Annotated in this window: 24 protein-coding genes; 19 read left to right on the top strand and 5 right to left on the bottom strand. The window is 71.0% G+C overall.

Going from position 1 to position 23,774, the window contains the following annotated elements:
* The first annotated feature begins 6 nt into the window (after window positions 1-6).
* The 9 genes from A4E84_RS27985 to A4E84_RS28025 all read left to right on the top strand — a co-directional run bounded on the left by A4E84_RS27985 (window position 7) and on the right by A4E84_RS28025 (window position 9,696).
* A complete protein-coding gene (locus A4E84_RS27985; RefSeq protein WP_062929188.1) occupies window positions 7-672 on the top strand; it encodes an AAA family ATPase in 666 nt (221 codons plus the stop codon).
* 102 nt (window positions 673-774) lie between these two features.
* Complete coding sequence (locus A4E84_RS27990) at window positions 775-1,563, top strand: enhanced serine sensitivity protein SseB (RefSeq protein WP_062929189.1); 789 nt, start codon at window positions 775-777, stop codon at window positions 1,561-1,563.
* Window positions 1,564-1,701: 138 nt separating this feature from the next.
* A complete protein-coding gene (locus tag A4E84_RS27995) occupies window positions 1,702-2,502 on the top strand; it encodes an enhanced serine sensitivity protein SseB C-terminal domain-containing protein (RefSeq protein WP_062929190.1) in 801 nt (266 codons plus the stop codon).
* A gap of 344 nt (window positions 2,503-2,846) precedes the next feature.
* Window positions 2,847-3,845, top strand: coding sequence for an ABC transporter permease (locus tag A4E84_RS28000; RefSeq protein ID WP_062929191.1), 999 nt, complete (start codon window positions 2,847-2,849; stop codon window positions 3,843-3,845).
* A gap of 40 nt (window positions 3,846-3,885) precedes the next feature.
* A complete protein-coding gene (locus tag A4E84_RS28005) occupies window positions 3,886-5,619 on the top strand; it encodes an ABC transporter substrate-binding protein (RefSeq protein WP_237305014.1) in 1,734 nt (577 codons plus the stop codon).
* Between the two features lie 91 nt (window positions 5,620-5,710).
* Complete coding sequence (locus A4E84_RS28010; RefSeq protein WP_062931643.1) at window positions 5,711-6,721, top strand: ABC transporter permease; 1,011 nt, start codon at window positions 5,711-5,713, stop codon at window positions 6,719-6,721.
* Window positions 6,718-7,800, top strand: coding sequence for an ABC transporter ATP-binding protein (locus tag A4E84_RS28015; RefSeq protein ID WP_062929193.1), 1,083 nt, complete (start codon window positions 6,718-6,720; stop codon window positions 7,798-7,800). Before A4E84_RS28010 ends, A4E84_RS28015 begins: the two co-directional genes overlap by 4 nt.
* On the top strand, window positions 7,797-8,936 hold the full coding sequence (locus A4E84_RS28020) for an ABC transporter ATP-binding protein (RefSeq protein WP_062929194.1): 1,140 nt from the start codon (window positions 7,797-7,799) through the stop codon (window positions 8,934-8,936). The genes A4E84_RS28015 and A4E84_RS28020 overlap by 4 nt, the downstream gene beginning before the upstream one ends.
* Before the next feature lie 85 nt (window positions 8,937-9,021).
* Window positions 9,022-9,696, top strand: a complete 675-nt coding sequence (locus A4E84_RS28025) for a trimeric intracellular cation channel family protein (RefSeq protein ID WP_062929195.1) — start codon at window positions 9,022-9,024, stop codon at window positions 9,694-9,696.
* Here A4E84_RS28025 and A4E84_RS28030 read toward each other — a convergent pair.
* Window positions 9,587-10,822 carry an alpha/beta hydrolase gene (locus A4E84_RS28030; RefSeq protein ID WP_062929196.1) on the bottom strand — a complete coding sequence of 412 codons (1,236 nt, stop codon included), beginning with the start codon at window positions 10,820-10,822 and terminating at the stop codon, window positions 9,587-9,589. The two genes, A4E84_RS28025 and A4E84_RS28030, sit on opposite strands and share 110 nt — an antisense overlap.
* A 147-nt stretch (window positions 10,823-10,969) precedes the next feature.
* Here A4E84_RS28030 and A4E84_RS28035 point away from each other — a divergent pair, with 147 nt between their 5' ends.
* A complete protein-coding gene (locus A4E84_RS28035) occupies window positions 10,970-11,830 on the top strand; it encodes a thioesterase family protein (RefSeq protein WP_062929197.1) in 861 nt (286 codons plus the stop codon).
* Window positions 11,831-12,457: 627 nt separating this feature from the next.
* Here the strand turns inward: A4E84_RS28035 and A4E84_RS28040 are convergent.
* Window positions 12,458-13,096: a TetR family transcriptional regulator gene (locus tag A4E84_RS28040; protein ID WP_062929198.1), complete on the bottom strand. Its 639-nt coding sequence runs from the start codon at window positions 13,094-13,096 to the stop codon at window positions 12,458-12,460.
* 116 nt (window positions 13,097-13,212) lie between these two features.
* Here A4E84_RS28040 and A4E84_RS43540 point away from each other — a divergent pair, with 116 nt between their 5' ends.
* The 3 genes from A4E84_RS43540 to A4E84_RS28050 all read left to right on the top strand — a co-directional run bounded on the left by A4E84_RS43540 (window position 13,213) and on the right by A4E84_RS28050 (window position 14,997).
* Window positions 13,213-13,377 (top strand): hypothetical protein, encoded by a 165-nt coding sequence (locus tag A4E84_RS43540; protein ID WP_107308391.1) that lies wholly within the window; start codon window positions 13,213-13,215, stop codon window positions 13,375-13,377.
* Window positions 13,378-13,420: 43 nt separating this feature from the next.
* A complete protein-coding gene (locus tag A4E84_RS28045) occupies window positions 13,421-13,687 on the top strand; it encodes a hypothetical protein (RefSeq protein ID WP_033313286.1) in 267 nt (88 codons plus the stop codon).
* Window positions 13,688-13,827: 140 nt separating this feature from the next.
* Complete coding sequence (locus A4E84_RS28050; RefSeq protein ID WP_062929199.1) at window positions 13,828-14,997, top strand: cysteine desulfurase family protein; 1,170 nt, start codon at window positions 13,828-13,830, stop codon at window positions 14,995-14,997.
* Between the two features lie 190 nt (window positions 14,998-15,187).
* On the opposite strand, the gene A4E84_RS28055 is transcribed toward A4E84_RS28050, so the two are convergent.
* The gene (locus A4E84_RS28055; RefSeq protein WP_062929200.1) at window positions 15,188-15,853 is read right to left on the bottom strand and encodes an N-acetylmuramoyl-L-alanine amidase; all 666 of its coding nucleotides are present in this window, start codon (window positions 15,851-15,853) and stop codon (window positions 15,188-15,190) included.
* Between the two features lie 60 nt (window positions 15,854-15,913).
* Here A4E84_RS28055 and mnmA point away from each other — a divergent pair, with 60 nt between their 5' ends.
* A complete protein-coding gene (mnmA, locus tag A4E84_RS28060; RefSeq protein WP_062929201.1) occupies window positions 15,914-17,044 on the top strand; it encodes a tRNA 2-thiouridine(34) synthase MnmA in 1,131 nt (376 codons plus the stop codon).
* A gap of 101 nt (window positions 17,045-17,145) precedes the next feature.
* On the opposite strand, the gene A4E84_RS28065 is transcribed toward mnmA, so the two are convergent.
* Window positions 17,146-17,928: an alpha/beta fold hydrolase gene (locus A4E84_RS28065; RefSeq protein WP_062931644.1), complete on the bottom strand. Its 783-nt coding sequence runs from the start codon at window positions 17,926-17,928 to the stop codon at window positions 17,146-17,148.
* A 61-nt stretch (window positions 17,929-17,989) separates the two neighbouring features.
* Window positions 17,990-18,313, bottom strand: a complete 324-nt coding sequence (locus tag A4E84_RS28070) for a DUF427 domain-containing protein (protein ID WP_062929202.1) — start codon at window positions 18,311-18,313, stop codon at window positions 17,990-17,992.
* 81 nt (window positions 18,314-18,394) lie between these two features.
* On the opposite strand from A4E84_RS28070, the gene A4E84_RS28075 reads away from it, so the two are divergent.
* The 5 genes from A4E84_RS28075 (at window position 18,395) to ligA (ending at window position 23,752) form a co-directional block, all read left to right on the top strand.
* Window positions 18,395-19,201 (top strand): class I SAM-dependent methyltransferase, encoded by an 807-nt coding sequence (locus A4E84_RS28075; RefSeq protein ID WP_062929203.1) that lies wholly within the window; start codon window positions 18,395-18,397, stop codon window positions 19,199-19,201.
* On the top strand, window positions 19,198-19,737 hold the full coding sequence (locus A4E84_RS28080; RefSeq protein WP_033313276.1) for an LOG family protein: 540 nt from the start codon (window positions 19,198-19,200) through the stop codon (window positions 19,735-19,737). Before A4E84_RS28075 ends, A4E84_RS28080 begins: the two co-directional genes overlap by 4 nt.
* Before the next feature lie 66 nt (window positions 19,738-19,803).
* Window positions 19,804-20,502, top strand: a complete 699-nt coding sequence (locus A4E84_RS28085) for an SDR family oxidoreductase (RefSeq protein WP_079129145.1) — start codon at window positions 19,804-19,806, stop codon at window positions 20,500-20,502.
* Between the two features lie 31 nt (window positions 20,503-20,533).
* Window positions 20,534-21,541 carry a methionine synthase gene (locus A4E84_RS28090; RefSeq protein ID WP_079129146.1) on the top strand — a complete coding sequence of 336 codons (1,008 nt, stop codon included), beginning with the start codon at window positions 20,534-20,536 and terminating at the stop codon, window positions 21,539-21,541.
* A gap of 15 nt (window positions 21,542-21,556) precedes the next feature.
* Window positions 21,557-23,752, top strand: coding sequence for an NAD-dependent DNA ligase LigA (gene ligA / locus A4E84_RS28095; protein WP_062929205.1), 2,196 nt, complete (start codon window positions 21,557-21,559; stop codon window positions 23,750-23,752).
* Window positions 23,753-23,774: the final 22 nt, after the last annotated feature.

Here is a 23,774-nt window from a genome sequence, read left to right on the forward strand (position 1 = left end):
ATCACGGTGAACAGGACCACCGCGTACGCGACGACGGGCATCGCGCTGCCCGAGCAGCCGGCCACTCCGGCCCGGGCGGTCCGCGCCCCGGCGCCGGTGCCGGTCGTCCGTGATCTGCGCGACCGCGCCGGCCGCAGCCCGCACGCGCTGCTCTTCGGCCCCCGCGACCTCGTCGTGGTCACGGGCCTGCCCGGCAGCGGCAAGTCCACGCTGATGCGGCGCAGCGTGCCGGGCCGGCGCATCGACTCCCAGGACACCCGTGACCGCTGGGCCCGCCGCATGCCGCGCGCCCTGCCGTACGCGCTCTACCGCCCGCTCGTCCGCCTCGCCCACTACGCCGGGCTGCGCCGCGCCCTGCGCACCGGCGAGGGCGTCGTCGTGCACGACTGCGGCACCCAGGCCTGGGTCCGCCGCTGGCTCGCCCGCGAGGCCCGCCGCCGGGGCGGCACGCTCCACCTGCTCCTGCTCGACGTCACCCCCGAGCAGGCCCTGGCCGGCCAGCGCGACCGGGGCCGCGGCGTCTCGCGCTACGCGTTCCTGCGCCACCGCGCGGCCAGTACCCGACTCCTGCGCGCGGTCGAACGCGGCGCCCTCCCCTCCGGCTGCGGCTCGGCCGTCCTCGCCGACCGCGACGCGGCGAACACGCTCCAGAGAATCGGCTTCACGGGCTGAGCCGCCTTCGCCGTCCACAGGCCGGCCACGGTCATGCCCAGCGACATGCGTCAGCCGTTAGCCTTTGAGCCACAGCAGTGGTTCCAGGCAGGCGGTAGGCAGATGGACATCCCGGCGGGCTTCTCCGCGGACTTCCCGGCGCAGACGCAGACCCACCCGCACGGCGGTTGGCCCGGCAACGAGCTGGAGGAGGTGCTCTCGGCCTCCCTCGGCGCCGGACCCGCGGCCGGCGGGCGGATCGTCGAGGTGCTCGGCCGGAGCTTCGTGTGGATTCCGCTGCCCAGCGGCGGCGGCCCGCACAGCGGCCCCCTCGACCTGCCCGGCATCGAGATGGACGGCCAGGCGTTCGTGCCGGTGTTCAGCTCCGAGGAGCAGTTCCGGCAGGTCGTCGGCTCCCACATGTCGTACACCATCGCGCCCGCCGTGGAGTTCGCCCGCGGCCTGCCCCCGCACGCCGGCATCGCCGTCAACCCGGGTGGCGTGGTCGGTATCCCGCTCCCGCCGCCCGCGGTGGCCGAGCTGTGCCGGGCCGGCCGGACCCCGCTGGACGGCCCGGCGAGCGGCGGCCGGGTCCGCCTCTTCGAGCCGGACTGGCAGGAGGACCCGGTGGACTTCCTCGCCGCCGCCTCCGCGGAGTTCGAGGCGACCGGAGTCGTCGCCTCGGCCCGCCGCTGCCTCGCGGCCATCGAAACCGCCGACCCGGTGATGTTCGTCGGCGTCGAACTCTCCCAGTGGGAAGGTGACCTGCGCGCCCTCCCCCTGGACGCCCTCACCCGTGCCGTCAGCGCCGTCCCGGCCCCCTGGCCGGTCAACCTCGTCCTCCTGGACGTGGCCGAGGACCCGGTGGGCGCCTGGATGCGGGACCGGGTCCGGCCCTTCTACCAGCGGTAGGGCAGCCCGCTCAGGGGCGCGAGGAACGGCGCGATCAACCACACACGACCCGCACCCGCCCGACGGCGTCAAACCCCGGGCTCCCCTGCGGGCTTAAGCTAGGGCACCGTCGAGGCGTTGTACGAAGGGGCGGTAAAGGTGAGCGCGAGCGGCACGGCCGCGGCCGGACAGGTCGAGCACATGCTGCGCCAGGTCACGCCCGGGCGTTACGACGCCTACGAGGCTCTCCTGCGCGCGCTCGCGACCCCGCACACCGGCCAGATCTGGATGCTCCTGTGGCACGGCCAGGCCGGCTCCCCGGACGCCCAGTACGGAAACATGGACGTCGACGGCTTTGGCTACGCCCCCTGCGTGACCTCCGCCCAGGAGCTCTCCGCCAGTGGCTGGAACCGCTCCTACGAGGTGGTCGACGGCGTCGACGTCGCCCGTGCGCTCTACCCCGACCACTACGGCCTCTGGCTCAACCCGCACGCCCCCGGCGGCGGCGTCGGCATCCCCTGGCTCGACCTGCGCCGAATCGCCACCGGCCTGGACCGCCAGCCCGCTGGCCCCCTGCGGCTGTCCGAACCCGCCATCGAGATCCCGCAGTTCTACGCCCTGCTCGCGCAGAACGCCCATCGCACCCCGGCGGTCCGCTCGCTGCGCCGCGCCTGGGTGCAGCCCGCGCTCGGGGCGCCGTACCTCGCCATCGGACTGGATGTGTACGACACTTCGCCGCCGGCCGTGGACTCCGTGCGCGCGATGATGCAGCAGTCCCTCGGCGCCGTGCCGGACGGGCTCCCCGTGTCGACCGTCGCCATGTCCGACGAGCACGACCCGGTCGCCATGTGGCTGCGCGCGACGGCGCGACCCTTCTACGACCGCGAGGCCCACGCCACCGCACCCGTCCAGGCCCCGGCCTCCGGCTACGGATACCCGCCGGCCCAAGGCCGGTACTGACCGGCCGGAAGCCACCCTCCGCGGCCTCTCCCGCACCACCCTCCGAACGTGACGGTCATTCAGCTCTGCGCGCGTAGATCGGGGCAGGTTGATCGCCTATGTCCTAAAATGCCCTTGTCCTCGCGCGTCCGACCCGTGTTACCCGCTGTCCGGATAACGGAACTCCCCAGACAGCATCACGTTTACGCATCCTTTCACCGCCAAGTCTGGCAACTGATCGCCAAAGCGTTGAAGACTCCCGGCAAGACACGGGCCGGGTCGGTCTCGTGTACGAGACAAACAAAACCGCTACAGCGGCAGCCAGGGGCTCGGCGATCGCCGGCCCGAGAGGGGTCAATCGCACCGTGACCGCACCGATCGAGACCACCGGGGCGGAAGCCGGAGCACAGCCCGAGGCCGTGCTCTCCGGGGTCAAGAAGAGCCAGATCGAAGGGCGTTCGCTCAGCCAGATCGCCTGGATGCGCTTCAAGCGGGACAAGGTGGCGATGGCGGGAGGCGTCGTCGTCATCCTGCTCGTGCTGATGGCGGTGTTCTCCAAGCCGATCCAGTGGATCTTCAACCTCGATCCCAACGAGTTCAACCAGGACCTCATCGACCCCGCGTTGCTCGCGCCCAAGGGCGGCTGGGGAGGCATGAGTTGGGACCACCCGCTCGGCGTGGACCCTCAGTACGGCCGGGACATGCTCGCCCGCATCATCGACGGCTCCTGGGTCTCCCTGCTGGTCGCGGGCGGCGCCACGCTGCTGTCCGTGTGCATCGGCACCGTGCTCGGTGTCGTCGCCGGCTACTACGGCGGCTGGATCGACAGCGTCATCAGCAGGCTGATGGACACCTTCCTGGCCTTCCCCCTGCTGCTGTTCGCCATCTCGATCTCCGCCTCCGTGCAGGACGGGTTCTTCGGCCTCGAAGGCCTGCCGCTGCGCATCTGCGTGCTGATCTTCGTGATCGGCTTCTTCAGCTGGCCGTACATCGGCCGCATCGTGCGCGCCCAGACGATGACCCTGCGCAAGCGGGAGTTCATCGAGGCGGCCACGAGCCTCGGGGCGCGCGGCCCGTACGTCCTGTTCCGGGAGCTCCTCCCGAACCTCGTCGCACCGATCCTCGTCTACGCGACGCTGATCATCCCGACGAACATCCTGTTCGAGGCCGCGCTGAGCTTCCTCGGCGTCGGTATCGCTCCGCCGCAGGCTTCCTGGGGCGGCATGCTCAGCAACGCTGTGGATCTCTACACGGCTGATCCGCAGTACATGTTCGTGCCCGGACTGGCGATCTTCATCACCGTCCTGGCCTTCAACCTGCTGGGTGACGGGCTGCGTGACGCCCTCGACCCTCGCAGCAAGTGATCCATCGAATGAGGGGGCTTCCTCAGTGAAGACGAGAAGGGTGACCGCCGGCGTTGCGTCGGTCCTGGCACTGTCGCTCGGTGCTGCCGCGTGCGGCGGCGGAGGCGACGACAACGACGGGGGAGGCAACGGCAAGAAGGACGCCGCGCTGAACTCGATCGTCAACGCGTCGGACAAGAAGGGAGGAACGGTCACGTACGAGCACTCGGACGTGCCGGACTCCCTCGACCCCGGCAACACGTACTACGGCTGGGTCCAGAACTTCTCCCGGCTCTACGGCAGGACGCTCACCACGTTCAAGCCGGCCGCGGGCAAGGAAGGCCTGGAGGTCGTGCCGGACCTCGCCGAGGGACTCGGCAAGTCCAGCCCGGACGCCAAGACCTGGACGTACAAGCTGCGTGCGGGTGTGAAGTTCCAGGACGGCACCCCGGTGACGTCCAAGGACGTGAAGTACGCCATCGAGCGCTCCAACTTCGCGCCCGAGGCGCTGTCCAACGGCCCGACCTACTTCAAGGCGTACCTTGAGGGCGGCGACAAGTACAAGGGCCCGTACAAGGACAAGTCCGCCGAGGGCATCAAGTCCATCGAGACGCCGGACGACCGGACGATCGTCTTCAAGCTGAAGCAGCCGTTCGCCGACTTCGACTACCTGGCGACGTTCTCGCAGACGGCCCCCGTGCCGAAGGCGAAGGACACCGGCGCGAAGTACGTGCAGGCCATCCAGTCCTCCGGCCCGTACCAGTTCCAGTCCTACGAGGAGGGCCGCGGCGCCACCCTCGTGCGCAACCCGCAGTGGGACGCCAAGACCGACCCGGTCCGCAAGGCCCTGCCGGACAAGATCACGGTCAAGTTCAAGGTCAACCCGGTCACGGTCGACAACAACCTGATCTCCGACAAGATCACGGCTGACGCGGCCGGCACGGGTGTGCAGCCGCAGACCCAGCCGAAGGTGCTGCGCGGCAAGCTCGCGAACCAGACCGACAGCTCCTACGCGGGCGCCACGCAGTACATCGCGCTCAACGTGAACGTGAAGCCGTTCGACAACGCCGACTGCCGCAAGGCCGTGCAGTGGGGCCTCGACAAGCAGTCGGTGCTCGACGCCATGGGCGGTTCCCCGAAGGGCGACGTGGCGACCACGCTGCTGCCGCCGTCGGTGAACGGCTACACCAAGTTCGACACCTACGCGACCGACGGTCACAAGGGTGACGTCGCCAAGGCCAAGGCGGCGCTGAAGGCGTGCGGCAAGCCGAACGGCTTCAACACCGTCCTGACCGCCCGCTCCGACCGCCCCGCCGAGATCGCCGCGGCGACCGCCACCCAGGCGTCGCTGAAGAAGATCGGCATCAACGTCGAGATCAAGCAGTTCCCCTCCGGCAAGTACTTCTCCAACTTCGCCGGTGTCCCGAGCTACGTCCACGACAACAAGCTCGGCATGCTCTCGATGGCGTGGGGCGCCGACTGGCCGACCGGCTACGGCTTCCTCGACCAGATCATCAACGGTGCGGCCATCAAGCCCTCGGGCGGCAACAACCTGATGGAGCTGGACGACCCGAAGATCAACAAGGCCCTGACGGACGCGATCGCCAACACCGACGACGCGGCCCGCACCAAGGCCTGGGGTGACATCGACAAGATGGTCCTCGACAACGCCTCGGTCGTCCCGCTGGTCTACCGCAAGAACCTGCTGCTCCGGCCGGCGTCCGCGAACAACGTCACGGTCACGCAGGCCTACCTCGGCATGTACGACTACCTGCTGATGAGCTCCTCGAAGTAATTCAGCAGGCCGGATCCTTTCGAAAGGCAGGTGAAGGCACCGGGTGGCCGCGGCGGACGATCCCGCCGCGGCCACCCGGGGCCGTACAGCTGTGGCTGCGTACATCCTCCGACGCGTCATGGGCGCGGTGCTGTTGCTGCTGGTGGTCAGCGCAGTCACCTTCGCCATCTTCTTCCTGGTCCCCCGCCTCGGGGGCCAGACGGCCGACCAGTTGGCCACCCAGTACGTGGGCAAGGACGCGAACCCCGAGTCCGTCGCCGCGATCAAGCAGAACCTTGGGCTTGATCTGCCCGTCTACGAGCAGTACTGGAACTTCGTCAAGGGCATCGTGGCGGGCGCGGACTACCGGTTCGGTCCCGACGCGACGCACTGCAGCGCACCCTGCTTCGGGTACTCCTTCAAGAACCACGTCGAGGTGTGGCCCCAGCTCCTGGAGCGGATCCCCGTCTCCTTGTCGCTGGCCGTCGGTGCCGCGGTGATCTGGGTGGTCTTCGGTGTCATGACCGGTGTCATCTCGGCGCTGCGCAAGGGCAAGCCGATCGACCGCACCGCCATGTTCATCGCCCTCGCCGGCGTCTCGCTCCCGATCTTCTTCACCGGCCAGATCCTGCTCGCGCTCTTCGTCTACGAGATCCCCATCTGGGACAGCGTCGACTACGTCCCGTTCACCGAGAACCCCGCGGAATGGGCCTGGCACCTGGTGCTGCCCTGGATCAGCCTCGCCTTCCTCTTCTCCGCGCTCTACGCCCGGCTCACCCGGGCGGGCATGCTGGAGACGATGAGCGAGGACTACATCAGAACGGCCCGGGCCAAGGGCCTGAAGGAGACCACGGTCGTGGCCAAGCACGGCCTGCGCTCCGCGCTCACCCCGATCGTCACGATCTTCGGCATGGACTTCGGCATCCTCATCGGCTCCGCGGTGCTCACGGAGACCGTCTTCTCGCTCCAGGGCATCGGTGCCTACGCCATCCAGTCCATCCAGACGAACGACCTGCCGATCATCATGGGCGTGACGATGGTCGCCGCGTTCTTCATCGTCTTCTGCAATCTGATCGTCGACCTGGTGTACGCCGCCATCGACCCCCGGGTGAGGTACTCGTGAGCAAGCTCGACAAAGCCGCGCTCGGCGAACCGGACACCACCGCCGCGTCCGTCCCGGACGACGTGTTCCTGTCCGTCCGTGATCTGCGCATCCACTTCGACACCGACGACGGTCTGGTCAAGTCCGTCGACGGCGTCAGCTTCGACGTGCGCAAGGGCAAGACCCTGGGCATCGTGGGCGAGTCGGGCTCCGGCAAGTCGGTCACCTCGCTCGGCGTGATGGGCCTGCACCGCTCGGCGCGCGCCAAGGTCTCCGGCGAGGTCTGGCTGGACGGCCAGGAGCTGATCGCGGCCGACCCCGACGCCGTACGGCGACTGCGCGGCCGGAAGATGGCCATGATCTTCCAGGACCCGCTGTCGGCGATGCACCCGTACTACTCGGTCGGGCAGCAGATCGTCGAGGCGTACCGCGTCCACCACGACGTCAGCAAGAAGGCGGCCAAACAGCGGGCGATCGAGATGCTCGACCGCGTCGGCATCCCCGAGCCGGCCAAACGCGTCGACGGCTACCCGCACGAGTTCTCCGGCGGTATGCGCCAGCGCGCCATGATCGCCATGTCGCTGGTGAACAACCCCGAGCTGCTCATCGCCGACGAGCCGACCACCGCCCTGGACGTCACCGTGCAGGCGCAGATCCTCGACCTGATCCACGATCTGCAGAAGGAGTTCGGCTCCGCGGTCATCATGATCACCCACGACCTCGGTGTGGTCGCCGAGATGGCCGACGACCTGCTGGTCATGTACGGCGGCCGGTGCATCGAGCGCGGCCCCGCCGAGGACGTGTTCTCCGAGCCCCGCCACCCCTACACCTGGGGCCTGCTCGGCTCGATGCCGCGTCTGGACCGCGAGGAGACCGACCGGCTCATCCCGATCAAGGGCGCGCCGCCCTCCCTCATCAACCTCCCGTCCGGCTGCGCCTTCCACCCGCGCTGCCCGTACGCGGACATCCCGAAGGACAACGTCACCCGCACGGTCCGCCCCGAGCTGACCGAGGTCGGCGGCTCGCACTGGGCCGCCTGCCACATGACGCAGGAGCAGCGGGAGCGTATCTGGACCGAAGAGATTGCGCCGAAGCTGTGAGCGACGACAAAACGGTGAGCACACCGGACACCAGCGGGAGCACCCTCACCGAGGGCGCCACCGCCGACGGCGAGGTCCTGCTGAAGGTGACCGGCCTTCAGAAGCACTTCCCGATCCGCAAGGGCCTGCTCCAGCGGCAGACCGGCGCGGTGCGCGCCGTCGACGGCATCGACTTCGAGGTGCGCAAGGGCGAGACGCTCGGCGTCGTCGGTGAGTCGGGCTGCGGCAAGTCCACCATGGGCCGGCTGATCACCCGGCTGCTCGAACCGACCGGCGGCTCGGTCGAGTTCCAGGGCAAGGACATCACCCACCTGAAGACCGGCGAGCTGCGCCCCATGCGCCGCGACGTGCAGATGATCTTCCAGGACCCGTATTCCTCGCTGAACCCCCGCCACACGATCGGCACGATCGTCAGCGCCCCCTTCCGGCTCCAGGGCGTCGACCCCGAGGGCGGCGTGAAGAAGGAGGTCCAGCGGCTGCTGTCGGTGGTCGGCCTCAACCCCGAGCACTACAACCGCTATCCGCACGAGTTCTCCGGCGGCCAGCGCCAGCGCATCGGCATCGCCCGCGCGCTCGCGCTCAACCCCAAGCTGGTCGTGGCGGACGAGCCGGTCTCCGCGCTGGACGTGTCGATCCAGGCGCAGGTGGTGAACCTGCTGGACGACCTCCAGGAGGAGCTGGGCCTGACGTACGTGATCATCGCGCACGACCTGTCGGTCGTCCGGCACGTCTCGGACCGGATCGCGGTGATGTACCTCGGCAAGATCGTCGAGCTGGCCGACCGCGACAAGCTGTACAAGTCGCCCATGCACCCCTACTCCAAGGCGCTGCTGTCGGCCGTGCCGATCCCGGATCCCAAGCGCCGGGGCGTCAAGAGCGAGCGCATCCTGCTCAAGGGCGACGTGCCCTCGCCGATCGCCCCGCCGAGCGGCTGCCGCTTCCACACCCGCTGCTGGAAGGCGACGGAGATCTGCAAGACGACCGAGCCGCCGCTCAAGGAGCTGCGGGCCGGGCAGCAGGTCGCCTGTCACCACCCGGAGAACTTCGAGGACCAGCAGCCGCAGGACACCAAGCTGCTGTCCTCGGCCAAGGAGGTCGCCGTGGAGAACGGCGGCGCCACCCCCGTGGAGAAGTGAGTCCGGCCGAGCCCCCCTTCGCACAGGCCGAGCCCCCGCCCTCGCACATCAGGGCGGGGGCTCACCCGTGGGGGAAAATGCCCGTGTGCTCCAGCAACTCTTCAGCCCGTCCGTCCAGCACACGCTCGACCTGATCGGCATCTTCGTCTTCGCGATCTCCGGCGCCCTGCTGGCCGTGCGCAAGAACTTCGACGTGTTCGGCATGGCCGTCCTCGCCGAGGTCACCGCGCTGGGCGGCGGGCTCTTCCGCGACCTGGTCATCGGAGCCGTACCGCCCGCCGCCTTCACGGACCTGGGGTACTTCCTCACCCCGCTGCTCGCCACCCTCCTCGTCTTCTTCCTGCATCCCCAGGTCGAGCGCATCCAGGTCGCGGTGAACGTCTTCGACGCGGCCGGCCTCGGCCTGTTCTGCGTCGCCGGCACGATCAAGGCGTACGAGTACGGGCTCGGCCTGACCGCCTCCGCCGGTCTGGGGCTGACCACCGCCGTGGGCGGCGGCGTGCTGCGGGACGTGCTCGCCAACGAGGTTCCCTCGCTGCTGCGCTGGGACCGCGACCTGTACGCCGTCCCGGCCATCGTCGGCTCCGCCCTGGCCGCCCTGTGCATCCGGTACGACGCCCTGAACCCGCTCACCAGCTCACTCGCGGTGATCACCGCCTTCGTACTGCGCCTGCTCGCGATGCGGTACCACTGGCGAGCTCCGCGGGCGTGGCACCGGCGTTCGACGGTGAGCGAGGAGGAGCAGCCCGTCCTGCCGTGACGGGCCGGGCGCCCATCTGCTGGGTCAGCCAGCGGAACACCGGGACCACCTGCGGCCGCCACAGCGCCATGTTGTGACCGCCCGCGCTCTTGGGGATGTACACCACGTGCACGGTCGTCGGGGCCTTCGCGGTCTGCTCCAGGGCCACGGCGGCCTCATAGCCGTCGTGCGGCTGGCCGGAGAGGTACAGCGCGACGCGCGGCGGGACGGGGGACCTGCGCAGCATCAGGTACGGGTTGTTCTCGGCGCGCAGGGCGGCGCTCTGCGCGGTGAGCGAGTCGCGTTCGCCGATCGGGTCGTTGTAGCCGGACAGGCTGACGGCCGCCCGGTAGCGGCCGGGGTGGGCGATGGCGAGCCGGGCCGCGCAGTGCGCCCCGGCCGAGTAGCCGGCGACGGCCCAGCCCCGCGGGGCGGCCTGGGCGCGGAAGTTGTCCATGACCATCTTCGGCACGTCGACGCTGAGCCAGGTGTCGGCGTCGACCGTGCCCGGGATGTTGGCGCAGCCGGTGTCCACCCCGGCCAGCAGGTTGGTGCGGGGCGCGACCAGGATGAACGGGGCCACCCGGCCGTCGCGCATCAGCGGCTCCAGCTGTTCGTGCGCGTGCAGCGAGCCGAACCACGCCTTCGCCGAACCGGGGTAGCCGGGCAGCAGCTCCACGACCGGGAACCGGTAGTGCCGGTAGGCCGGTTCGCGGTACTGGGGCGGCAGCCAGACGTAGACCTCGGCGTTCACCCCGGACACCCGGCCCCGGAGCTGGGTCACCCGCACCCCGCCGGCCGCGCTCATCCCGGGTCCGGTGGCCGGCGCGAAGGTCTGCCGCACCCTGGGCAGCTTCGTGAGCGCGATGCCGCCGGTGCCGTCGGTGCCCAGGTCGGCGGCCTGCTGCACGTGGTCGCCGGTGCCGAGCAGGTCGGCCCAGTTGTCGTACAGGTCGTTGGCGTTGTTGACCAGCGTGAAGACCAGGGCCACGGCCGTCCCCTGCGCGAACAGCAGCATCAGCGCCCGGGCCGCGGTGCGCAGGGCCCTGGGCCCGCGGATGCGCGACCAGAGGACCAGCGGACTGACGAGGGCGGCGACGGACAGCACGACCAGCGTGCAGAGAAACGGTGTCCCGGTGAGGCTCATGCCCCTACAGAGGCCGGGACCGGTTCCGGGGTTTACGGACGAGTCGGACACTTACCGAGAAATTGCCCGTGTCTCACCAAGGCGTGACCCCGGCCTGCCCGATGAGCAAAGCTACCGCTTAGTAGTAACATCTTGTACTGTTCAGCCATGCCAGAAGCAGCCACCGCCCCGGCCGTCCGGGCCACGATCGGCGACAGCGAGTTCGACCGTGACACCGCGCTCACCCGCCGCGCGCCCGGCGTCTACGACATCGACCTCTCCGCCGGCTGGACGATCATCAGCGCCGTCAACGGCGGCTACCTGCTGGCCGTCCTCGGCCGCGCCCTCGCGGACGCCCTGCCGCACGCCGACCCCTTCACGATCTCGGCGCACTACCTGACCGCGTCCCAGCCCGGCCCGGCGGTCGTCCGCACGGACGTCGTCCGCACCGGCCGCACCCTGTCGACCGGCCAGGCCTCCCTCTTCCAGTACGACGACGAGGGCCGCGAGGTGGAACGCATCCGCGTGCTGGCCTCCTACGGCGACCTGGACACCCTGCCCGACGACGTCCGTACGACGGCCCGGCCCCCCGCGATCCCGCCGATGGAGCACTGCTTCGGCCCGCAGGACGGACCCGCACCCGTCGACGGCAGCTCGGCCATCGCGGACCGGCTGATGCTCAAGCTCGACCCCTCGACCCTCGGCTGGGCCCTCGGGCAGCCCTCCGGCAAGGGCGAGATGCGGTCCTGGTTCGGCCTCGCGGACGGGCGCGACCCCGACCCGCTGTCCCTGCTGCTCGCGGTGGACGCGCTGCCGCCCACCGCCTTCGAGATCGGGCTGAAGGGCTGGGTCCCCACGGTCGAGCTGACCGTGCACGTGCGCTGCCGTCCGGCGCCGGGTCCGCTGCGGGTGTCGATCACCACGCGCAACCTCGCCGGTGGCTTCCTGGAGGAGGACGCCGAGGTGTGGGACAGCGCGGACCGGCTGGTCGCGCAGTCCCGGCAGCTGGCGCGGGTCCGGCTGGGCTGAACTCTGCCGCGCTGACAGGCAGGTCACAGGGCGGCCCCAAGGAAGGCCCAAGCGGGGTTGGTTGAGTTCTCGCCTCAGGTCTTCCTCGCCCTCCCCGGAGTTGTCTCCCATGAAGCGTGCGCGTCTCCTTCCCCTCGTGGCCCTGCCGGCGCTCTCGCCCCTGGCCCTGGCGGCCTGTGGGTCGGGTGACTCCTCGTCGTCCTCGAACAGCGGCGTCGGGTCCGGGCAGCGGCAGGCCTGTCAGGCGCCGTCGGGGGCGGCCTCGGGAGCGGCTTCCGGCGCCCCTTCCGGAGCTCCCTCGGGTGCCGCCTCCGCGGGAGCCGAGCCCACGGGTACACCGTCCGGGGCTCCTTCGGGGATGCCCGGCGGCGCGCCGGGAGGCGGTCAGGGCGGCCAGGGCGGTCCCGGTGGCGGCCGGGGAGGCGGCTGCGGCGGCCCGGGTGGCGGCGGCCAGGCCGCGGGCGGGCAGGGGCAGGGGCAGCAGCCTCAGCAGTCGCAGAAGGAGCAGCAGGCGTAGTGGAGGCGCCGGTTCCGCCCGGGGTAGGGCAGGGGCGGTGCGCCCGGCGAACGGGCGCGCCGCCCCTGTGCGTTGTGCGGATGCGCGTGTGTGCGCCTCGCCCGAGGGGGTCAATCCAGCCAGTGCTGCCGGCCGAGGCCGATCAGCCGCATCTGGCGGGTCGCCAGCTGTGTGACGTGCCGGGTCCGGTCCGCGCGCTCCTCCTCCGGCCCCTCCAGGGCCTCCAGGAACAGCGACGCCGTGCTCAGCATCTGGTCGACGTAGAGGTGCGCGAGCATCAGCAGGTCGTCCTCGCTCCAGCCGCGTGAGACCAGGTCCTTGGCCAGCTCGGCCTTGACCTCCTGGGCGAAGCGGGCCAGTTGGTCCCGTATCGCCTCCCGGACCGGCTGGACGCCGCCATGTCGTTCACGGGCGATGAACCGGACATGGGCGGGGTACCCGTCGACGTGACGGGCGATCAGGTCGATGGCGCGCGCGACGCGTTCTTCGGGGTCACCCGTCGTGGACACCGTCGTCCGGATCATCGGGTGCAGGCTGCCCAGCGCCTCCTCGACCAGGGCCACGCCCAGATCCGCCGTGGAGCGGAAGTGGCGGTAGAAGGCCGTCGGGGCGACGCCGACGGCGCGGGTGACCTCCCGCAGTCCCAGGCTGCTCAGGCTCTGCTCCTCCAGCAGCGCCAGGGCCGCGTCCAGGAGTGCCTGCCGGGTCTTCTGCTTCTGGGCCTGCCGGATGCCGAGGGTGTGACTCATACCATGCAGTTAACAACTGTTCTCTGGAATTGGAAAGTCATGAGTAGCGCTAGACTGGGAAGTCAGTGAACAACTGTAACCACAACCGTTCACCGAAATCTTGGGGGCTGTTTCCCGTGCTGTTCATCGTCGCCGCACTCCTGCTGCTGGGTGTCGTCCTGGGCACCGTGGCCCACGCGCCGCTCACCTTCTCCCTGGCCGCGGGCGCCGTCATCGCCGTCTGGCTCGGCATCTTCGCGGTCCGCGAGCGTGGCCGCCGGCGCCACACGCAGGCCCACTGACACCGTCCGCCACCCCTCGAACCGACTTCAGGAGTCGATCATCATGCAGCTCACCGCCCCCGCCTCGCGCCGCACCGGCATCCGTGACACCGACGGCATGGCCGTCGCGTCCTTCATCCTCGGCCTGCTCGGCCTGCTCGTGCTCAACCTCTTCCTCGGCCCGATCGCCATCGTGCTGGCGAGTATCGCCCTGTGGCGCGGCACCGAGCGCCGCGGCCGCGCGCTGCTGGGCCTGGGCCTGGGCGTCGCCGACCTGCTGGTCCTCGCCGCCTTCATGGAGTTCGACAGCACCATCTCGTGGAGCTTCTGAGTGGCCGTCGGACAACCGTGAGCCGGTACGCCGCGGCCGGGCCCGGGGACGACGGGCCGTCGCAGCGCCGTACGGCGGTCCACGTTCGACCAGCCTTGCTCTGAGGCCGGTCGAAGGGGAGCCGTAGAATCGGGCTCACCATGGCTTACCTCGACCACGCCGCGACCACCCCGATGCTCCCGGAGGCGGCAGAGGCGCTCACCGCGCAGCTGGGTGCCACCGGCAACGCGTCCTCCCTCCACGCATCCGGCAGGCAGGCCCGCCGCACCGTCGAGGAGGCCCGCGATACCCTCGCCGAAGCCCTCGGCGCCCGCCCCAGCGAGGTCGTCCTCACCTCGGGCGGCACGGAGGCCGACAACCTCGCCGTCAAGGGCCTTTACTGGTCACGCCGTGACGCCGACCCGGCCCGCACCCGCGTCCTCGCCAGCCCCGTCGAGCACCACGCGGTCCTCGACGCCGTGCACTGGCTCGGCGAACATGAGGGCGCCACCGTCGAGTACCTGCCGGTCGACTCCCACGGCCGCGTCCACCCGGACGCCCTGCGCGAGGCGATCGCCCGCAACCCCGACGACGTGGCCCTCGCCACCGTCATGTGGGCGAACAACGAGATCGGGACGATCCTGCCCGTCCGTGAACTCGCAGACGTGGCAGCCGAGTTCGCAGTCCCGCTGCACTCCGACGCCGTCCAGGCCTTCGGTCAGATCCCCGTCGACTTCGCCGCCTCGGGCCTCGCCGCGATGACGGTCTCGGGCCACAAGATCGGCGGCCCCTACGGCATCGGCGCGCTGATCCTCGGCCGTGAGCACACCCCCGTGCCGGTCCTGCACGGCGGCGGTCAGGAACGCCATGTGCGCTCCGGAACCCTCGACGTCCCGGCCATCGCCTCCTTCGCCGTCGCCGGGCGGCTGGCCGCCGAGCAGCGCGAGTGGTTCGCCCGCGAGATCGGCGCCCTGCGCGACTCCCTCGTCAGCGCGGTCCGTTCCGCCGTGCCGGACGCGATCCTCGGCGGCGACCCGGACCCGGAGGGGCGCCTCCCGGCCAACGCGCACTTCACCTTCCCCGGCTGCGAGGGCGATTCCCTGCTGCTCCTCCTCGACGCCCAGGGCATCGAATGCTCCACCGGCTCCGCCTGCACCGCCGGCGTCGCCCAGCCCAGCCACGTCCTCCTCGCCACCGGCACCGACCCCGACCTGGCCCGCGGCACCCTGCGCTTCTCCCTCGGCCACACCTCCACCGAGGCCGACGTCGAGGCCCTGGCGAAAGCCATCGGCCCCGCGGTGGAACGGGCCAGGGCGGCCGGGCTGACGTAGCGCACGGCGCGGGAGGGGCGCGCGGCGTCCCCTGACCTCTGCGGATTCTGCCTCTGCGTCTTCTGCCTTCGCGGATTCCTCGTGGTGTCCGCCGCCGTCTTCGCCCTGTGGTTCTCCCGGCTGTGGCGCGGGGCCCTCGGCCAGGGGCCCGCACCGGCCGTCGCGCTCGTCGCCGCCCTGTTCCGACCGGTCAGGCCGGCGACGTGCGCGCCCGGCGCACCAGGCGCATGTACTTGTCCCAGTCCCAGTGCGGGCCGGGGTCCGTGTGGTCCGTGCCCGGGACCTCCACGTGGCCGATGATGTGCTCGCGGTCGACGGGTATGTCGTAGCGGGCGCAGATCCGGGCCGTGAGACGGGCCGAGGCCTCGTACATCTCGTCCGTGAGGTCCTGCGGGCGGTCCACGAAGCCCTCGTGCTCGATGCCGACGCTGCGTTCGTTGTAGTCGCGGTTGCCCGCGTGGTAGGCCACGTCCAGCTCGCGGATCATCTGCGTGACGTGCCCGTCCTGGCGGACGATGTAATGCGTGGCCGCCTTGTGCCCCGGGTCCCGGAAGGCCTTCACGGCGCTGTCGAAGCTGCCCTGCGTGACATGCACGATCACCATGTCTATGCCGAAGTCGTCGGGGCGGTCCGCGCGGCGCCAGTTCGCGTCCGACGCCGCCACCCAGCGCGCGCCCGCGTAGTCGACCGCGCCCGCCTCGCGCGGCTTCTCGACGCCCGGAGTGCGCCACCACAGCCGCGCCAGCTCGTCCCGGGCCAGCACGGCGGAGCCCGCCGCCGCCACCGTGCCACCGATCAGCAGCGCGCGGCGGCCGACCTTCCGGTCGCCGTCCCTCGAGGCCTTCCGCTGTCCCATGTGATCGTCAACGGATACCCGGCGGTCCTGGTTCCCGCGTCCCCTTACCCTGGAAGGGTTATGACTGAGACCCCGCAGCGCCCCCGCCCCCTCCGCGTCCTGGCCGCCATGTCCGGCGGTGTCGACTCCGCCGTCGCCGCCGCCCGCGCGGCCGAAGCGGGCCACGACGTGACCGGCGTCCACCTCGCGCTCTCCGCCAACCCCCAGTCCTTCCGGACCGGCGCGCGGGGCTGCTGCACCATCGAGGACTCACGCGACGCCCGCCGCGCCGCGGACGTGATCGGCATCCCGTTCTACGTGTGGGACCTCGCCGACCGCTTCCGTGAGGACGTCGTCGAGGACTTCGTCGCCGAGTACGAGGCCGGCCGCACGCCCAACCCCTGCCTGCGCTGCAACGAGAAGATCAAGTTCGCCGCTCTCCTCGACAAGGCGCTCGCGCTGGGCTTCGACGCGGTCTGCACGGGCCACTACGCCCAGGTGATCGTGCGCGAGGACGGCACCCGCGAGCTGCACCGCGCCTCCGACATGGCCAAGGACCAGTCGTACGTCCTCGGCGTCCTGGACGACCGGCAGCTCGCCCACGCCCTGTTCCCGCTCGGCGACACCGTCACCACCAAGGACGAGATCCGCGCCGAGGCCGAGCGCAGGGGCCTGGCCGTGGCGAAGAAGCCCGACTCGCACGACATCTGCTTCATCGCCGACGGCGACACCCAGGGCTTCCTCGCGAACCGGCTCGGCCGCTCCGAGGGCGACATCGTCGACGAGTCCGGCGCCAAGCTCGGCACGCACGAGGGCGCGTACGGCTTCACCATCGGCCAGCGCAAGGGCCTGCGCATCGGCACCCCCGCCCCCGACGGCAAGCCGCGCTACGTCCTCGACATCTCCCCGGTGGACAACACGGTGACCGTCGGCCCGGCGTCCGCCCTGGACGTCGGCGCCCTGACCGCGATCAAGCCCCGCTGGTGCGGCGCCGCCCCCACCGGCCCCGGCACCTACACGGCCCAGCTGCGCGCCCACGGCGGCGAGACCGAGGTGACCGCCGAGCTCGTCGACGGCTCCCTGGAGGTCACGTTCGCCGAGCCCGTCCGCGGCGTCGCCCCCGGCCAGGCGATCGTGCTGTACGACGGCACGCGCGTGGTGGGCTCGGCGACGATCGCGGCGACGACCCGGGCGACGGCGGGCGTGGCCTGATCCCACTGGCGGGACAGGGGCGGGCTCCACGCGCGCGTGCCTTCGTGCCGCCCGCCTCGGCCCCGGCCGGGGAACCCGTCGATCCGGGCCGGAGAACTCCGTCAGTCCCGGCTGAAGAACTCCGTCAGCACCGGCGCCAGCACGTTCGGCTCGACCATGTGCGTCTGTCCCTGGAGCGTGCGGTACGTGCCCTCGGGGACGGAGTCCGCGATCGCCCGGGCCGCCTCGCGCAGCCAGGAGGGGCTCGCGTCACCCGCGACGGCCAGGACCGGGACGCCGACCGAGCCCAGCCGGGAGCGGGGGACGGTGCCGTCGCCCATCACGGCGTCGTCGTAGGCGAGGCTCGTGGCCATCGCCTCCATTCCGGCCCACATGGGGGACTGCCGGGCGCCCTGGATCACTCCCTCGGCAAGACCGGTCAGCCGCAGGAACAGCTCGACCGCGTCCCCGCGCCGCCCCTCGCCGAGCGCCTCCGTCAGCCGCTCGGTGTACTGCGCACGCTCTCTGGCGCCCTCCTCGGACATCGCGAACGGCGTCTCGTAGACCGCCACGCGCCGCACCGGCAGTCCGCTCGCCGCCGCCTCCAGCGCCAGAGCGCCGCCCGAGGAGGTGCCGTACAGGAGCGCCTCGCCACCCACCGCCTCGATCACCGCGGCCAGGTCCTCGACCTCACGCTCCACGGCGTACGGCGCGGTGTCCGCGCTGGCGCCGCGGCCCCGGCGGTCGTACACCACGGCCTGGAAACGCTCCGAGAGTGACACGGCGAGCGGCGCCAGGGTGCCGCCCGTCGACATCGCGCCGCTCACCAGGACGACCGCGGGACCGCGGCCGGTGCTCTCGTAGGCGATGCGGGTGCCGTCACGCGAAAGGATCTTCTTGTCCATGCTCATGCAGACTGCCGCACGCCGCGGTGTTCATCGATGAGGCGGGCGGCGCGTCAGCCGATCAGAACAATTCCACCTCGTAGAAGCACAGGTGGTCCCTGATCTCGGCGACGTCCGGCTTGGGGTCCGGGTACGCCCAGACGAGGTTCTCCGCGTCCGGCAGGGACCAGTAGGAGGCGGTGCCCTTGAACGGGCAGTACGTCTGCGCGTCGGACGGCGTCAGCAGGTCCAGCGCCACGTCCTCGGGCGGGATGTAGTACCGCTCGGGACAGCCCGTCTCGCGCAGCACCAGCGACCGGTCGCTCTCCGCCAGCACCTGTCCGCCGTGCACCACGCGCACGTGCCGGTCGCTGCGCTCGATGGTGATGCGATGCCCTGTCGTCACGATCGCCCCTCCTTGGGTAGCCGACTCCTCCGGTACAGCGCAGTCTGAAGCGGAGTTCTTCCCTCGCCGCAGGAGGCCCCCATGCGCGCCAAGGAACCGGCTGCCGGAAACCGCTCCCACCTGCTCCACCAGGTCCGGTACGCCCTGCACCACCCCGAGCGCGTGCCCGCGCACGCCCGGCGTGCGGTGCGCGACGCGTGGCTGCGGCTGCGCCATCCCGACCACATCGCCTACTACCGGGCCGTGATGGCCTCGGACGCGGCCCGCAGCGCCGAGGCGGCGGTGGGTCACAACCCCTCGCGCGAGCAGTGGGCGCGGATCGGCCGCATGCAGTTCGACTACCTGGTGGGCCACGGCCTGAAGCCGCACCACCGGATGCTGGAGATCGGCTGCGGCAACCTGCGCGCCGGACGGCTGTTCATCGACCACCTCGACACCGGGCACTACTACGGCATCGACATCTCGCCGCACATCCTGCTCGCCGCCCAGGACACCCTCGTCGCCGAGAAGCTCCAGCCCAAGCTGCCCTACCTGGCGCTCGCCGGCGACCTCACCTTCGCCTTCCTGCCGGACGCGCACTTCGACGTCGTGCACGCGCACAGCGTCTTCTCGCACTCGCCGCTGCACGTCATCGAAGAGTGCTTCGCGAACGTCGGCCGGATCCTCGCGCCCGGCGGGTTCTTCGACTTCACCTTCGACCGCACCGAGGGCGAGGAGCACCAAGTCCTGCACGAGGACTTCTACTACCGGACGCGGACCCTCACCGATCTCGCCGCGCGGCACGGCCTGGACGCCCGGTTCATGGACGACTGGGAGCGCCTGCCGCACCGGCAGTCCAAAATGCGGGTCACCGTCACGGTGGACCGGGCCCGTACGGTGGGTTCATGAACATCTGTGTCTTCCTGTCCGCCGCCGACCTCGACGAGCGTTACACGCGCCCCGCGCGGGAGTTCGCCACGCTCCTGGGCAAGGGCGGTCACACGCTCGTATGGGGCGGCTCCGACGTCGGCCTGATGAAGGTGGTCGCAGACGGGGTGCAGGAGGCGGGCGGCCGGTTGGCCGGCGTCTCCGTGCAGTTCCTCGCGGCCAAGGCCCGCCCGGGCGTCGACGAGATGGTCGTCGCGAAGGACCTCGCCGAGCGCAAGAAGCTGCTCCTGGAGAGGGCCGACGCCGTGGTGATCATGGTCGGCGGAACGGGCACGCTCGACGAGGCGACCGAGATCCTGGAGCTGAAGAAGCACGGGCACACCGACAAGCCGGTGGTCCTGCTCAACACGGCGGGCTTCTACGACGGCCTGAAGGAGCAGTTCCGCCGCATGGACGCCGAGGGCTTCCTGCCCCGCCCCCTCACCGACCTGGTGTTCTTCGCCGAGGAGCCGGTGGGGGCACTGGCGTACCTGGAGGAGAGCCGGGGCATCGAGTGAACCGTCTGTGATGCGCGCGCAGGGCGGGAGAGCCGGGGCGTCGAGTGACGCGGTGCTGATGCGAGCATGGCGGGCATGGCTACTCATGTGATCACCGGAGCCGGCTCCGGCATCGGCGCGGCCGTGGCCCGCCGCCTGCACGCGCGCGGGGACGACCTTGTGCTGCACGCGCGCGACGCGGGCCGCGCGAAGGAACTGGCGGCCGAGTTCCCCGGGGCGCGCACCCTGGTCGGCGACCTCGCCGACCCCGACAAGCTCTCCTGGGCCTTCTCCCACCAGTCGCTGCCGGACCGCGTGGACTCGCTGCTGCACATCGCCGGCGTGGTCGACCTCGGCCCGGTCGGCGAGCTCACCCCGAAGGCCTGGCGCCACCAGCTCAACGTCAACCTCATCGCCCCCGCCGAGCTGACCCGCCACTTCCTGCCCCAACTGCGCGCCGCCCGCGGCCACGTGCTCTTCGTCAACTCCGGCGCAGGACTCAACGCCCACGCCGACTGGTCCGCGTACGCCGCCTCCAAGCACGGCCTGAAGGCCCTCGCCGACTCCCTGCGCCACGAGGAGCACGGCCACGGGGTCCGCGTCACCTCGGTCTACCCCGGCCGCACGGCGAGCCCCATGCAGGCCAAGGTCCACCAGCAGGAGGGCAAGGAGTACGACGCCTCGAAGTGGATCGACCCGGAGTCGGTCGCCACGACGATCGTGATGGCCCTGGATCTGCCGAAGGACGCGGAGGTCAACGACCTCACGGTGCGCCCGGGAGGCTGACCCCGGTGAAGGGGCTGCGTAGGCTTCTCCGGTGAGCGAAAACAGCCAGTTCAGGTTCGGCGCGGCCACCGGCGTGGGATCCATGCCCGGCGGCGACGCCCGTGAGGCCGCCAAAGCCGTCACCGGCACCTTCGAGGACTTCCCCTTCCTGCCCGAACTGCCCGCCCGGGGCCCCGGCGCGGACATGATCGGACGGACCGCCGGGCTGCTCGTCGAGCTGTACGCACGCGTGGAGCCCAGCGGCTGGCGGCTCGGGGACCGGCCGGGCCGGGACACCAAGCGGGCCCGCTCCTGGCTCGGCGAGGACCTCGACGCCCTGGAGGAGTTCACGCAGGAGTACGAGGGGCCGCTGAAGGTCCAGGCCGTCGGCCCCTGGACCCTCGCCGCCAACCTGGAGCTCAGGAACGGCGAGGCGGCCCTCTCCGACGCCGGCGCCTGCCGGGACCTCGCCGCCTCCCTGGCCGAGGGACTGCGCCAGCACCTGGCCGAACTGCGGCGGCGGATCCCCGGCGCGCAGCTCGTCCTCCAGCTCGACGAGCCGTCCCTCACGGCCGTCCTGCGCGGGCAGGTGAAGAGCGCCAGCGGCTACCGCACCCACCGGGCCGTCGACCGGCAGGTCGTCGAGCAGACGCTGCGCGACCTCGTCGGGGTGCACACGTCCGGCCCGGTCGTGGTCCACTCCTGTGCCCCCGACGTGCCGTTCGCCCTGCTCCGCCGGGCCGGCGCCGCCGCCGTCTCCTTCGACTTCTCCCTGCTCACCGAGCGTGACGACGAGGCGGTCGGGGAGGCCGTGGAGGGCGGCACCCGGCTCTTCACCGGTGTCGTCCCGGGCACGGAGGGTCCATTGTCAGACCCTGCCGGTAGCGTCATGGGTGTCAGGACGCTGTGGCGCAGGCTGGGGCTGTCTCCGGGGCTTCTCGCGGAGGCGGTCACGGTCACCCCGGCGTGCGGACTCGCGGGGGCCTCCCCGGGGTACGCGCGCACGGCCCTCGCGCACTGCGCCCGGGCGGCGAGATCCCTCGCGGACAACCCAGAGTAACGGGAGGACGACACGGTGGCCGGCGACAAGCAAGCGGAGACGACGACGGTGCCCGCCGAGGCACGGGAGAAGCACGCGCGCCTCGCGGAGCAGATCGAGGAGCACCGCTTCCGCTACTACGTGAAGGACGCTCCCGTCGTCAGCGACGCGGAGTTCGACCAGCTGCTGCGTTCCCTGGAGGCGCTGGAGGAGGAGCACCCGGAGCTGCGCACGCCGGACTCGCCGACCCAGAAGGTCTCCGGGTCCTACGAGACGGAGTTCACGGCGGTCGAGCACCGCCAGCGCATGCTCTCCCTCGACAACACGTTCAACGACGAGGAGATGGCCGCCTGGACGGAGCGCATCGCCAGGGAACTGGGCGAGCAGGAGTACCACTTCCTGTGCGAGCTCAAGGTCGACGGCCTCGCGGTGAACCTCACCTACGAGCACGGCCGCCTCACCCGCGCCGCCACCCGCGGCGACGGCCGCACCGGCGAGGACATCACGCCCAACGTGCGCACGATCGCCGAGATCCCCGACCGCCTCAAGGGCGATTCCGTCCCCGACCTCGTGGAGATCCGCGGCGAGGTCTACTTCCCGATGGAGAAGTTCCAGGAGCTCAACGCCCGCCTCGTCGAGGCCGGCGACAAGCCCTTCGCCAACCCGCGCAACGCGGCGGCCGGTTCACTGCGCCAGAAGGACCCGCGTGTCACCGCCACCCGCCCCCTGCACATGGTGGTCCACGGCATCGGCGCCCTGGAGGGCTTCACCGGCCTGACCCGCCTCTCCCAGGCCTACGACCTCCTCAAGACCTGGGGCCTGCCCACCTCCCGGCACAACAAGGTGGTCGACGGCCTCGAAGGCGTCCGGGAGTTCATCGCCCACTTCGGCGAGAACCGCCACTCCGTCGAGCACGAGATCGACGGCGTGGTCGTCAAGCTCGACCAGATCCCCCTCCAGGGCCGCCTGGGCTCCACCTCGCGCGCCCCGCGCTGGGCGATCGCGTACAAGTACGCGCCGGAGGAGGTCAACACCAAGCTCGTCAACATCCGCGTGGGCGTGGGCCGCACGGGCCGGGTCACCCCCTACGCCCAGGTCGAGCCGGTCACGGTCGCGGGCTCCGAGGTCGAGTTCGCCACGCTGCACAACCAGGACGTGGTCAAGGCCAAGGGCGTCCTCATCGGGGACACGGTCGTGCTGCGCAAGGCCGGTGACGTCATCCCGGAGATCCTCGGCCCCGTCGCCGACCTGCGCGACGGCAGCGAGCGCGAGTTCGTGATGCCGAGCGAGTGTCCCGAGTGCGGCACGGCGCTGCGGCCGATGAAGGAGGGCGACGTCGACCTGCGCTGCCCCAACGCCCGCACCTGCCCGGCCCAGTTGCGCGAGCGCCTGTTCTACCTCGCGGGCCGCAAGGCCCTGGACATCGAGCACTTCGGCTACGTCGCCGCGGCCGCCCTCACCGCCCCGCTGGAGCCCAAGACCCCGCCCCTGGCCGACGAGGGCGACCTGTTCGACCTCACCATCGAGCAGCTGCTGCCCATCAAGGCGTACGTCCTCGACCCGGACAGCGGGCTGCCCAAGCGCGACCCGAAGACCGGCGAGGAGAAGGTCGCCACGATCTTCGCCAACCAGCAGGGCGAGCCCCGCAAGAACGCGGTCGCCATGCTGGAGAACATCGCCGCGGCCAAGGAGCGCCCCCTGGCCCGCGTCATCACCAGCCTGTCGATCCGTCACGTCGGACCCGTCGCGGCCGAGGCGCTGGCCCGCGAGTTCCGCTCGATCGAGCGCATCGACCAGGCCACGGAGGAGGAGCTGGCGGTCACCGAGGGCGTCGGAGCGACCATCGCCGCCTCCCTCAAGCAGTGGTTCGCCGAGGACTGGCACCGCGACATCATCCGTAAGTGGAAGGCCGCGGGCGTCCGCATGGAGGCCGAGAGCACCGGCGAGGACGAGGGTCCGCGCCCGCTCGAAGGCCTCACCGTCGTCGTCACCGGCACCCTCGAACACTTCACTCGGGACGGCGCCAAGGAGGCGCTGCAGAGCCGTGGAGCGAAGGTGACCGGCTCTGTTTCGAAGAAGACGTCGTTCGTCGTCGTGGGGGACAGCCCCGGATCGAAGTACGACAAGGCGATGCAGCTGAAGGTTCCGGTCCTGAACGAGGACGGTTTCGGCGTCCTGCTGGAGCAGGGACCGGAAGCCGCGGCCGAAGTCGCCCTTTCGGCCGAGGAGTAGCGGTTGAAGGCCACCCGTTCGG

This window comes from Streptomyces qaidamensis, assembly GCF_001611795.1.
Taxonomy (GTDB): domain Bacteria; phylum Actinomycetota; class Actinomycetes; order Streptomycetales; family Streptomycetaceae; genus Streptomyces; species Streptomyces qaidamensis.